Source organism: Brevibacterium sp. RIT 803 (assembly GCF_016892625.1).
Taxonomy (GTDB): Bacteria; Actinomycetota; Actinomycetes; order Actinomycetales; family Brevibacteriaceae; genus Brevibacterium.
This window is the reverse complement of sequence record NZ_JAFEMW010000004.1, coordinates 48,111-60,973: the sequence shown is the minus strand read 5'-3', so window position 1 is coordinate 60,973 and position 12,863 is coordinate 48,111. Positions and strand designations below refer to the sequence as shown.

At 62.1% G+C, this 12,863-nt stretch carries 7 protein-coding genes; 6 read left to right on the top strand and 1 reads right to left on the bottom strand.

The genetic code is table 11. The features are described from left to right. Positions 1-4 precede the first annotated feature (4 nt). Genes JTF07_RS13355 through JTF07_RS13345 form a run of 3 tightly spaced genes read left to right on the top strand, consistent with a single transcriptional unit; the run spans position 5 to position 3,179 of the window. Positions 5-1,240 (top strand): hypothetical protein, encoded by a 1,236-nt coding sequence (locus tag JTF07_RS13355; RefSeq protein ID WP_353843968.1) that lies wholly within the window; start codon positions 5-7, stop codon positions 1,238-1,240. Continuing rightward, on the top strand, positions 1,237-2,025 hold the full coding sequence (locus tag JTF07_RS13350; RefSeq protein WP_204234748.1) for a hypothetical protein: 789 nt from the start codon (positions 1,237-1,239) through the stop codon (positions 2,023-2,025). The genes JTF07_RS13355 and JTF07_RS13350 overlap by 4 nt, the downstream gene beginning before the upstream one ends. Continuing rightward, positions 2,022-3,179 carry a hypothetical protein gene (locus tag JTF07_RS13345; protein WP_204234747.1) on the top strand — a complete coding sequence of 386 codons (1,158 nt, stop codon included), beginning with the start codon at positions 2,022-2,024 and terminating at the stop codon, positions 3,177-3,179. The genes JTF07_RS13350 and JTF07_RS13345 overlap by 4 nt, the downstream gene beginning before the upstream one ends. Here JTF07_RS13345 and JTF07_RS13340 read toward each other — a convergent pair. Beyond that, complete coding sequence (locus tag JTF07_RS13340; RefSeq protein ID WP_204234746.1) at positions 3,151-3,963, bottom strand: MBL fold metallo-hydrolase; 813 nt, start codon at positions 3,961-3,963, stop codon at positions 3,151-3,153. The genes JTF07_RS13345 and JTF07_RS13340 overlap by 29 nt on opposite strands. A gap of 24 nt (positions 3,964-3,987) precedes the next feature. Between JTF07_RS13340 and JTF07_RS13335 the strand changes: the two genes are divergently transcribed. From JTF07_RS13335 to JTF07_RS13325, 3 genes are all read left to right on the top strand, one after another. Continuing rightward, positions 3,988-5,046: a GNAT family N-acetyltransferase gene (locus JTF07_RS13335; RefSeq protein ID WP_204234745.1), complete on the top strand. Its 1,059-nt coding sequence runs from the start codon at positions 3,988-3,990 to the stop codon at positions 5,044-5,046. A 196-nt stretch (positions 5,047-5,242) separates the two neighbouring features. Then, on the top strand, positions 5,243-8,722 hold the full coding sequence (gene rpoB, locus JTF07_RS13330; RefSeq protein WP_204234744.1) for a DNA-directed RNA polymerase subunit beta: 3,480 nt from the start codon (positions 5,243-5,245) through the stop codon (positions 8,720-8,722). Positions 8,723-8,790: 68 nt separating this feature from the next. Further along, positions 8,791-12,663, top strand: a complete 3,873-nt coding sequence (locus JTF07_RS13325) for a DNA-directed RNA polymerase subunit beta' (protein WP_204234743.1) — start codon at positions 8,791-8,793, stop codon at positions 12,661-12,663. The last annotated feature ends 200 nt before the right edge of the window (positions 12,664-12,863 follow it).

Genomic DNA, 12,863 nt, shown 5'->3' with positions numbered 1-12,863 from the left:
AGTGGTGACTGACAGTGCCACCGACACCAGACTGCTGAAGAAGCTGAGTTCCACATACCGTGACGCCTGGCAGAGCGACCCTCTGTTCATCGATCCGATCATTGCGCCGGGACTCACCGACAGTCAGAAGACAGCGGTCGAGCAAGCATCGAAGCAGACAGGGCAGTCGGCCCTTGCCCATTTCGTCGCGATTACGCCTGCGCTGCCGAGATCAGACGAGCCGAGATGGGCCCGCTTCACCTCTGATCTCGCATATGCGATGCACAAAGACAGCGGCAGAGAACAGACCATCGTCCTCTTCAGCCAGGCAGACGATGCCGCGCGATCCTACGCCTATCTCGTCGATGCGAATGGGCCGGCTATACCGCCGGGCTCGAACTTTCTTGCCCGTTCGTCCAGCGACGACTTTCTGCCTGTCGAGCTGGCAGTGCCCTATCAGCTGCAGATTCTCGTCGCGGCTGCGAAGGGGACTGAACCTCCGGCGCCCCCGGACTTCGACACTCGCGATGCGGGGGATCGCAATGAGGACTACATCGAAGCCACCGGACTCGACAATGACAACCCGGACGCCCTCGTCTTCGGTGCGACGGCTATTGCCGCCCTGGGGCTGAGTATCTGGGTGCTGCGCCGTCGGGAAAAATACTCCTGGCGGAACTCGCTGACGACGAAACCGGACCCCGTCAGGACGCAACAGCTGCCTGAGCGCGTAGAAAGTGCGCTCGAACCGCTTCCCGAGCCGCAGGAGTCCACCGAAGAGGCATGGTCGCTGTATGACCGCGGTCGGCGAGTGCAAGAGGCGATCAGGTCGATCATCGCGGCTAATCCCGATTGGGCGCAGAGCGTCGACTTCTCGCACCGCTTCGGTGTTGAGAACCTGCTGAGCACGCACAAATGGGTACGTGCTCGGCTTCGCGGTTCGACCACGGTCAGCTCCGAAGCGCCTCGGTTCTGCTTCCTCTTCCCTCACCACCGAAACAAGATCGAGACGTTCGCGCTCAAACAGGACGGGACCACGCTGACAGTCGACATGTGCGATCGCTGTCGCCGCGAAATCAACGACGGGCACGAGCCGCAGTGCCTCATGGTGCCCAAACGACCCGGATCGAAGAAGCCTGTTCCCTACTATCAGCGCTCCGATGTCTACGCACTGTCCGGCTTCGGCAGCTTTCAGCCCCTTGAAGACGCAGTCCTGGAGTCACTGGGAACACCGTCGACGTCCCCGACAGGAGGACGAGGATGAACACGCCAGCGAAATTGGGTGCGGCAATCATCATCGTCGGTGCTGTCGCAACCGGTTCGTCGATCTACAGCCACTCCGAATTCGACGAGGCCAGAGATGCTCGCATCGTCGCTGAAAAGGGCGACACGATCACGGTCGATTCGATCTATCTCGATCGCATCGAAGGCAGATACGACCCGAACTACGACCGGAGCCGGTACCAGGCGATCGCAGAGTCGCTGCAGTCCGACCCGATCTATATCGACGCCTATCAGGCATTCGAAGTCGACGACGAGAGCCTGGCGACGATCAGAGACGAAGTCAAAGACCTCGACATGCCGATCTACGTCGCGTTCCTGGCCACCTCGCAGGTCGATGATGCGGATGGACAATCTCAACTGCTGGCTGGGCGGATCGCCGAGGAGCTGCCCGATAAGCGCGCCACAGTGGTCGTAGTCGGGGCAGTGACCGAAGGTATTGCCGACAAGGGAGCCGACCGGCGCGTGGCTTCCTACGATGTCGCCACAGACGTCGACGATAATCGTTCGGCCGTGGCGCGCAGATACGTGGAAGCGCTCAAGGCGGCCGAAAGCGAGGCCTCGAAGTCCAGCAGCTCGCGAAGTCTCGACGATGAGCTGCAGCCGATCGTCGTTGATGAGGACACGTCCACCGATCCGAGCACGTTGGCCTATCCGGGCGGTGCAGCCGTCGGGGGTGCGGCGCTCGGCCTCATCGTCGGCGGTGGTCTGGGAATCGGGGGAGTCCTGGCGTGGAGAGCGATCAAGAAGAGGAAGCAGAACACGTGACAACTGATGCACAGCAGATTGCCGAGGCACTCAAAGACGACCCGTTCCACATCGACAGGGCGGTCGAGGGGTCTCTCAACGCGGATCTCATCGACCAGGCTCGGGAGACGGCGAAGGAATTGGACTATGACGTCTATGTCATCGCGGTCGATGAGCACTCTCTGAACCGAGATCTGTTGGAGCAGATCAAGGTGTTCAACGGGGGCGAAGGTTCGTTCATCATGATCAACGGCGAATCCCAGATCGCTGTCGATGTGAACTTCGCGGACAACCATGACCTCAATATGCAGGTGATGGACCAGTTGTCGGTCGCCCGCGATGAGTGGAACATCAGCTCACCGTCGACGACGAAGCTCAATATCCTCCTCGACCTCTATGCGCAGCCGCAGGAATACAAGCAAGAAGAAGCCGTCACCGGGCAGGAAGCGCCCGGCAGCGAGGTCCAGACCGTTGACGGTTCGGGATCCTTTGCTCCGATGTTCCTCGGCGGGGCGGTACTCATCCTCGCTCTCGTCATCGCCGGTATCTGGTTCACCCGCTCGCGACGGCAGCGTCGCGAGGTGAAGCGGATGCAGCAGCGATTCCAGCTGCCCGATCGGCTGCTGAACCGCGTCGACAGCCTGCAGCGGCGATCACTGCGCGAGACCATCAATGCCGACACGACTCAACTGGCAGGGGAGATCGATCGGCTGCAGACGCAGAATCTCAATGCGGCGAGTGCTGCCAGCGTCGAGCGCGGACTCGACGCCTATCAGATGGCCCGCACGATCGTCGACGACGAAACATCCGAACGCATCGATCTGGCCGGGGCGATGGTCCTTCTCCGGCAGGCGGGACGCGAAATCGCCGAGGTGGATGCTGCCAGGAAGAAGAAGCGCAGCCCCCGTGCCCGAAGCGGACTGCCGCAGAGTCTGTGCACCATCAATCCGCTGCACGGAGAGGCGCAGTCCACGACGCGCCTCGATGCCGATGCCTCAGGTGTACGCGTGCCCGTCTGCGGAAGCTGTCAGAACGACCGACAGCGCGGAAACCAGCTGCAGTGGATCTTCGACGGTGACCGGCCCTATGTCGAAGGCGACAGCGTGTGGGCGCAGACTCTGTTCGGCGCCATCGGCTCAGACCTCGTCACCGCCCTGCACCGGCAGGGCAGATGACCTGCTGCCGGGGGAAGCTCCGGTCATGGTCACCTGGCATGGCACGTGCGGGCAGAGCCACCTCGGCGTCGGCTTGATTCGATCTCAGACCGCCGATGTCCTCAAGCTGACGTTCGACGAATTCCCGGTCAACGGGCACTCCATGCCCGGGCACGAACACTGTGGTCTCGGGGAAGGACAGCAGCGTGTGCAGGCTGGTCACCCACTCGCTCAGTGAAGCATCGTCGCCTGCCTGTGGGGGAGCTCCCTCCTCCACCAGGTCACCGGTGAACACGATGCCCTGATCGGGCAGGCGCACGACGAGATCTGCTGTGGAATGCCCACCCAGCACGTGGAATTCGACCCGACAGTCCCCGAGGTCGAGCATCACCTCCGACTCAGCGGCATCGACGGGGGAGACGTCGACGATGAGGTCGCGCGGATCCTCGGGCAGCTCGGATGCGAATTCGGCCGTCTCGGGGGCGGTGCGGACGGCGTCGAGGGCGATCCATGCGGTCGCCTCGTGGTCTCCGGCGAAGGACTCGGAGACGTGGAAGGTCTCGATTCCCGCTGCGGCAAGGGTGGCATTGCCGAAGAAATGATCCCAATGGTCATGAGTGATGACGGCAGCAATGGGATTGACGCCGCCAGTGACCGCGAGGCTCAGCTGCTGTGCCGTGTCGGCCAGATGCTTCGCTGTGCTGGGCCCCGGACCGGAGTCGACGATGAGGCTGGCGCGGGAGCCGGTGATGATTCCGCAGTTGACCGCGGCCGGATTCTGAGAGAGAACACTGACATTGACCATGGGTGCAGTCTAGAATGTCAGCCCATGGAGATCACTCACATCCCAGCTGGATCTCGCAGCGAAGAAGAGATCGAGGGCATCCTCGCCGAGGTGCTCGATTTCGATACCCTCATCAACCGAGCATCGGGGCTCGGCACCGATTTCGACCCCCGCGCAGACGAGATACGGCGGGAGTTGCTCTCACCCACGCAATACCTGAGCAATCAGACGTGGATCGGTCGGCTCGGCGGGGCCATCGTGGCCAAAGGAATCGCCTACCTGGCTCTGCAGGACAACCTCGATGTCGCCGACGTGTGGTGCTCGGTCCATCCTGAGCTGCGCGGACAGGGACTGGGTTCCGAGCTGCTGGCTGAGATGGAGACCAACCTGGCTGCTCAGGGCCGAACACAGCTGACCAGCTACTGCGAGATCCCACCATCGGTTCGTGACGCCGATTTGCGGGGTGCGCATCTCGCGGCCGACTCCGGCGCGGGAAGTCTGCCCGTGAATCAGCCGGACGTCGCCTTTCTCATCCGACACGGCTTCGCCTTCAAGCAGCTCGAGCGGTGCTCTGTGGCGAATTCGGCCACGGCTGCACGGCTGCCCGCCGTTGAACTCGGCGCAGGCTACACGATCGAGACGTGGGTTGGGCCGACGCCAGAACACCGTCTCGACGCGGTCGCACTGCTGCACCAGAGGATGTCGACGGACACCCCCGGCGCCGAAGAATTCGGTGAGGAGGAGGCGTGGGACGCCGCACGGGTCCGCGCCCTCGACGCGAAGCGGACCACAGACCGGGAGGTGGTGAGCACGGCACTGGCGCTCAAAGGGGAGGCAGTCGCCGGCTTCACCGAGGTCGCGCACTTCGACGAACGCCCCGAGGTCGGGTGGCAGGGATCGACTCTGGTGACTCGAGAACACCGCGGACACGGACTCGGGGCGGCACTGAAGATCGCCAATCACGTTGCGTTGGGGGAGCGTACCGGCGTGGAGCGAATCTACACGTGGAATGCGGTGGAGAACTCGTGGATGCTTCTCATCAACGACAGGGCGGGATTCGCAACCTGGGCCTGGGTCGGTCTGTGGAAGAAGCGTCTTGCATGACTTGACCGATTGCTATAAGCTTGATATTTGCGTTGATCTGCCTGTGGCGTGCCTTCATATAGCGGGGGGCACCTCATTTCCACTCAAGTGAACCACGATGTCGCCCGGTGTCGAAATCTGACACACCTGGGGTCGTCGACGTGACTTCGGGTGGAGGGTCAACCTATCAATTGGTGAAGCACTCGGAAGGATCCCATTGGCCGCCGCCAACGATAACACCAGGACCGCTAACGCCCCCAAGAGAATCTCCTTCGCGAAGATTCGCGAACCGCTCGAGGTTCCCGATCTGCTCGGTCTGCAGACAGACAGCTTCGATTGGCTCATCGGCTCGGAAGCGTGGCAGGACCGCGTCGCCGAGGCTATTGAAATCGGAGACGATTCCGTAGCAACCACCTCGGGACTCGAAGATATCTTCGAAGAGATCTCACCGATCGAGGACTTCGGTGGATCGATGTCGCTGTCGTTCCGGGAGCACCGGTTCGAAGCCGCCAAGTACTCCATCGATGAGTGCAAGGAACGCGACATGACCTATTCGGCGCCACTGTATGTGACCGCCGAATTCATGAACAACAACACCGGCGAGATCAAGAGCCAGACCGTCTTCATGGGTGACTTCCCCCTCATGACCGACAAGGGCACGTTCATCGTCAACGGCACCGAGCGTGTCGTCGTCTCGCAGCTCGTGCGTTCGCCCGGTGCGTACTTCGAGTCCAGCGTCGACAAGACCACTGACAAGGACATCTTCACCGCGAAGATCATCCCTTCCCGTGGTGCATGGCTGGAGTTCGAGGTCGACAAACGCGACCAGGTCGGCGTTCGCCTTGACCGTAAGCGCAAGCAGTCGGTCACCGTTCTGCTCAAGGCCCTCGGCTGGTCAGAAGCGAAGATCCTCGAGGAGTTCGGCGAGTTCGAGTCCATCCGCGAGACCATGGCCAAGGACACGGTCAACACGCAGGACGAAGCGCTGCTCGACATCTACAAGAAGCTGCGCCCGGCAGAGCCTGCGACAGCTGAAGCGGCACGCAACCTGCTCAACAACCTGTACTTCAACCCCAAGCGCTACGACCTGGCCAAGGTCGGCCGCTACAAGGTCAACCGCAAGCTGGGCGTCGATGCACCGCTGAGCGACTCGGTCCTGTCGACCGACGATGTGGTTGCGACCATCCGCTACCTCGTGTCCCTGCACGCAGGCGTTGACACCTCCAAGGGTGTCCGTGACGGCGAGGACATCGAGCTCAACGTCAAGCTCGACGACATCGACCACTTCGGCAACCGTCGCATCCGTGCAGTCGGCGAGCTCATCGAGAACCAGGTCCGCACCGGACTCTCTCGCATGGAGCGCGTCGTCCGTGAGCGCATGACGACTCAGGACGTCGAAGCGATCACGCCTCAGACTCTGATCAACATCCGCCCCGTGGTGGCTGCGATCAAGGAGTTCTTCGGCACCTCCCAGCTCTCGCAGTTCATGGATCAGAACAACCCGCTCGCGGGTCTGACCCACAAGCGCCGCCTCTCAGCTCTGGGACCTGGTGGTCTCTCGCGTGATCGTGCCGCCATGGAAGTCCGTGACGTTCACCCGTCGCACTACGGACGTATGTGCCCGATCGAGACTCCCGAAGGCCCGAACATCGGTCTGATCGGCTCGCTGGCCTCCTACGCCCGAATCAACCCGTTCGGTTTCATCGAGACGCCTTACCGCAAGGTCGTCGATGGTGTCGTCACCGACGACACCGAGTACCTGACTGCCGACGATGAGCTCGAGTTCAACATCGCGCAGGCCAATGCGCCGCTGACCGAAGAGCAGCGCTTCGCCGAAGTCGAAGTTCTCGCACGTCCTAAGGGCGGCGGCGGCGAAGCCGAGTTGGTCCAGTACGACACGATTGACTTCATGGACGTCTCCGCGCGTCAGATGGTGTCTGTTGCGTCCGCACTGATTCCGTTCCTCGAGCACGATGACGCCAACCGTGCCCTCATGGGTGCGAACATGCAGCGTCAGGCTGTGCCGCTGGTGATGTCGGAGTCCCCAGTCGTGGGCACCGGCATGGAATACCGTGCAGCAGTCGACGCCGGCGACGTCATCACTGCCGATCGCCCAGGCGTCGTCACTGAGGTATCCGCCGACTTCGTCACCGTTCTGGCTGACGATGGCACGATGCAGACCTACCGCGCCTCGAAGTTCAAGCGTTCCAACCACGGAACCTCGTACAACCAGCGCATCATCGTCGACGAGGGCGATCGCGTCGAGCCGGGCACGGTGCTGGCAGACGGACCGTCGACTCAGAACGGTGAGATGGCACTGGGCAAGAACCTCCTCGTGGCATTCATGTCATGGGAAGGCTACAACTTCGAGGATGCGATCATCCTCTCCCAGCGTCTCGTCCAGGACGACGTTCTGTCCTCGATCCACATCGAGGAGCACGAGGTCGATGCTCGCGACACCAAGCTCGGTGCTGAGGAGATCACTCGCGATATTCCGAACATCTCGCCGGACGCCCTGGCAGACCTCGACGATCGCGGAATCATCCGCATCGGCGCCGAGGTCACCGACGGCGACATCCTCGTCGGCAAGGTCACCCCGAAGGGTGAGACCGAGTTGACGCCGGAAGAGCGCCTGCTGCGCGCGATCTTCGGTGAGAAGTCCCGTGAAGTCCGCGATACCTCGCTGCGTGTGCCTCACGGCGAGATCGGCACCGTCATCGGTGTGCGCGTCTTCGACCGCGAGGAAGACGACGAGCTCTCACCGGGCGTCAACCAGATGGTCCGCGTCTACGTCGCTCAGCGCCGTAAGATCACCATCGGTGACAAGATGGCCGGTCGCCACGGCAACAAGGGTGTCATCTCGACCATCCTGCCTGTTGAGGACATGCCGTTCCTGGCCGACGGAACCCCCGTCGACATCATCCTCAACCCGCACGGTGTTCCGCGTCGTATGAACATCGGCCAGGTTTTCGAAGTCCACCTCGGATGGATCTCGAAGCAGGGTTGGAAGATCGAGGGCAACCCCGAGTGGGCTGCCGAACTGCCGGATGCCGCTCGCGAAGCCGAGGCAGGCACTAACCTGGCGACCCCGGTCTTCGACGGTGCACACGAGCAGGAGCTGCGTGGACTGCTGGACTCGACGACTCCGAACCGCGATGGGGATCGACTCATCGATTCCTCGGGCAAGGCCCAGCTGTTCGACGGTCGCTCCGGAGAGCCGTTCCCGTACCCGATCGCTGTCGGCTACATGTACATGCTCAAGCTCCACCACCTCGTCGACGACAAGATCCACGCGCGTTCGACCGGTCCGTACTCGATGATCACCCAGCAGCCGCTCGGTGGTAAGGCACAGTTCGGCGGTCAGCGCTTCGGTGAGATGGAAGTGTGGGCCCTCGAGGCCTACGGTGCGGCGTACACGCTGCAGGAACTGCTGACGATCAAGTCCGATGACATTCCGGGCCGCGTGAAGGTCTACGAAGCCATCGTCAAGGGCGAGAACCTGCCCGATCCGGGAATCCCGGAGTCGTTCAAGGTTCTCATCAAGGAGATGCAGTCCCTGTGCCTCAACGTCGAAGTTCTGTCTTCGGACGGAGCCGAGGTTGAGATGCGTGACGGCGAGGACGAGGTCTACCGGGCAGCGGAAGAGCTCGGCATCGACCTGTCACGCCGTGAAGCCCAGACCGTAGAAGAAGTCTGAGGACTTCCACTTCAACCGACACAACTTCGCGATGAACTCGACGTTCATCGCCAGGAAAGAGGATTTACGTGCCTGACGTCAATTTCTTTGATGAGCTACGTATCGGTCTTGCCACTGCGGAATCCATCCGCGGCTGGTCACACGGTGAGGTGAAAAAGCCTGAGACCATCAACTACCGCACTCTTAAGCCGGAGAAGGACGGACTCTTCTGCGAGAAGATCTTCGGTCCGACCCGCGACTGGGAGTGTGCCTGCGGCAAATACAAGCGTGTCCGCTTCAAGGGCATCATCTGTGAGCGCTGCGGCGTCGAGGTGACTCGCGCCAAGGTTCGCCGTGAGCGCATGGGACACATCGAGCTGGCCGCACCGGTCACTCACATCTGGTACTTCAAGGGCGTTCCTTCGCGCTTGGGCTACCTGCTGGACCTGGCACCGAAGGACCTGGAGAAGGTCATCTACTTCGCTGCCTACATGATCACCTCGGTGGACGAGGACTCTCGCCACCGTGATCTGCCCAGCCTGCAGAACAAGATCGACATCGAGAAGCAGCAGATCGGCACTCGCCGTGACGCCGACATCGATCGTCGTGCCAAGAAGCTCGAAGAGGACCTGGCAGCTCTCGAGGCCGACGGCGGCTCCGCCCCGGCCAAGAAGAAGCTGCGCGATGTCGCCGAGAAGGAAATGGAGAAGCTGCGCAAGAACGCCGACCGTGAGGTCGACCGCCTTGAGCAGGTGTGGGACCGGTTCAAGAACCTCAAGGTCAATGACCTCGAAGGCGATGAGAGCCTGTACCGCGAGATGTTCCACCGTTTCGGTCTCTACTTCACCGGTGCCATGGGCGCCGAGGCGATCCAGAAGCGTCTGCTCGAATTCGACCTCGAGGCCGAGTCCGAGAAGCTGCGCGAACTCATCGCCACGGGTAAGGGTCAGCGCAAGACCCGCGCCCTGAAGCGTCTCAAGGTCGTCAACGCGTTCCTGACCACCGACAACAACCCCGAGGGCATGGTCCTCGACGTTGTTCCCGTGGTGCCCCCGGAACTGCGCCCGATGGTGCAGCTCGACGGTGGACGTTTCGCCACGTCTGACCTCAACGACCTCTACCGTCGTGTCATCAACCGCAACAACCGCCTCAAGCGTCTGTTGGATCTCGGCGCCCCCGAGATCATCGTCAACAACGAGAAGCGGATGCTGCAGGAAGCCGTCGACTCGCTGTTCGACAACGGCCGTCGCGGTCGTCCGGTGACCGGACCGGGCAACCGTCCGCTGAAGTCACTGTCGGACATGCTCAAGGGCAAGCAGGGACGTTTCCGTCAGAACCTTCTGGGCAAGCGTGTGGACTACTCGGGCCGTTCGGTCATCGTGGTCGGTCCGCAGCTGCACCTGCACCAGTGCGGTCTGCCCAAGACCATGGCTCTGGAACTGTTCAAGCCCTTCGTGATGAAGCGTCTGGTCGATCTCAACCATGCGCAGAACATCAAGTCGGCAAAGCGGATGGTCGAGCGTCAGCATCCTCAGGTGTGGGACGTCCTCGAAGAGGTCATCACCGAACATCCGGTGCTGCTCAACCGTGCACCTACTCTGCACCGTCTGGGCATCCAGGCGTTCGAACCACAGCTCATCGAGGGCAAGGCCATCCAGCTGCACCCCCTCGTCTGCTCGGCGTTCAACGCTGACTTCGACGGTGACCAGATGGCAGTTCACCTGCCGCTGAGCCCTGAGGCTCAGGCGGAGGCACGCGTGCTCATGCTCTCGGCGAACAACATCCTCAAGCCTTCGGACGGCAAGCCCGTGACCATGCCTTCACAGGACATGATCATCGGTCTCTACCACCTGACCTCCGAGCGCAAGGGTCTGGCCGGCGAGGGACGCTCCTTCACCGGTCTCGGTGAAGCCATCATGGCCTTCGATCGTGGAGAGCTGGACCTCGGTTCGGTCATCACGATTCGACTGGAGAACGTCGTCCCCGGCGACGATCTTGAGGTTCCCGAAGGCTGGGAAGCCGGCGATCCGCTGGACGTGCAGACCACTCTGGGTCGCGCACAGTTCAACGACTACCTGCCTGCCGACTACACGTATGTGAACTCCACGATCGACAAGAAGGCGCTCAGCCGCATCGTGAATTACCTGGCCGAGGAATACCCCAAGGTCGAGGTCGCACACACCTTGGACAACTTCAAGGCCGGCGGCTTCTACTGGGCAACTCGTTCGGGAATCACCATCTCGATGTCCGACGTGGTCTCACCCGAGGCCAAGACCGAGATCATCGACGATGCGGAAGCCTTCGACACGAAGGTTCAGCAGCAGTACGAACTCGGTGCGCTCACCGACGACGAACGCCGCAACGAACTGGTCAAGCTGTGGACCGAGACGACCGAGAAGGTCGACCAGGTCATGCGGACCAACTTCCCGGAGGAGAACTCGGTTCTGCGTCTGGTGGAGTCCGGTGCATCAGGTAACTGGATGCAGGTCCGCCAGCTGGCCGGTATGCGTGGACTGGTGACGAACCCGAAGGGTGAGATCATCCCTCGCCCGATCGTCTCGAACTACCGTGAGGGACTCTCGGTGCTCGAGTACTTCATCGCCTCGCACGGTGCTCGTAAGGGTCTGGCCGATACGGCTCTGCGTACCGCTGACTCCGGTTACCTGACTCGTCGCCTCGTCGACGTGTCGCAGGACGTCATCATCCGCACTGCGCAAGCCGATACGAACAAGGGCATCACCCTGCCTGCAGCCGAGCGCGACCACGAGGGCAACCTCGTTCCGCACGAGTATGCAGAGACGAGCCTCTACGGACGCCTCACGGTTGCAGACGTCTCCGACGCGGATGGCAATGTCATCGTGCCGGCGAAGACCGACGTGACCGCGGACACGATCGATAAGCTGGTCGCTGCCGGGATCGAAGAGCTCAAGGTTCACTCTGTGCTCACTGCTGATTCCGATACGCAGATCTCGGCCATGCACTACGGCCGTTCGATGGCGACCGGAAAGCTCGTCGACATCGGCGAAGCAATCGGCACCGTCGCTGCCCAGTCGATCGGTGAGCCGGGAACCCAGCTCACCATGCGTACCTTCCACACGGGTGGTGCGGCGGCGTCCACGGGTGACATCACCCAGGGTCTGCCGCGTGTGACCGAGCTCTTCGAAGCTCGCACGCCAAAGGGCTTCGCTCCTATCGCCGAGGCGACCGGACGAGCCAAGATCGACGACAGCCGCAAGACCCGCTTCGTCGTCATCACACCCGATGACGGTGGCGAAGAGATCGAGCACGCAGTCTCCAAGCGCGCCCGCCTCCTCGTCGAGGACGGACAGAACGTCAAGGCCGGCGAACAGCTGGTCATCGGCGCTGTCGATCCGAAGCAGGTGCTGCGCATCCGCGGTCGTCGTGAGGCCGAGCGCTTCCTCGTCGAGCAGGTGCAGAAGGTGTACCGTTCGCAGGGCGTGGGCATCCACGACAAGCACATCGAGGTCATCGTGCGCCAGATGCTGCGTCGCGTGACCGTGATCGAGTCGGGCGACACGAACCTGCTGCCCGGTGAGCTGGTCGACCGTGGCCGTTACCAGGGCGAGAACCGTCGTGTGGTCGCCGAAGGCGGCCAGCCGGCATCGGCTCGTGACGAGCTCATGGGTATCACGAAGGCCTCTCTGGCCACCGATTCGTGGCTGTCCGCCGCATCCTTCCAGGAGACGACACGCGTCCTCACCGAGGCCGCAATGGAAGGCAAGTCGGACACCCTGCTCGGACTCAAGGAGAACGTCATCCTCGGTAAGCTCATCCCTGCGGGCACCGGCCTGCAGACACACCGCGACATCGTGGTGGAGCCGACCGAAGAGGCGAAGGCCGAGATGTTCACGAACAGCTACGGTGACTTCTATGCAGGCATCGGTTCCGATTCCGGATCCGCCATCCCGCTGGAAGACTACGACTACGGCGCCTTCAGCTGAAGCTGATCGTCTGAGTCGAATCCCTGTCGCTGAGTCACCAGACTGAGTCGACAGGCACAGCAAGAGGGGCACCCACCATCAGGTGGGTGCCCCTCTTCGCTCCTTCATCGGCGTTGCCCGCGAACACAGACGCGAACGCGGGCGCGTTCGCGGGTGCGCGAGCAGAAGCATTGCCGCAGAAGATCCTCGGCCAATGGCCT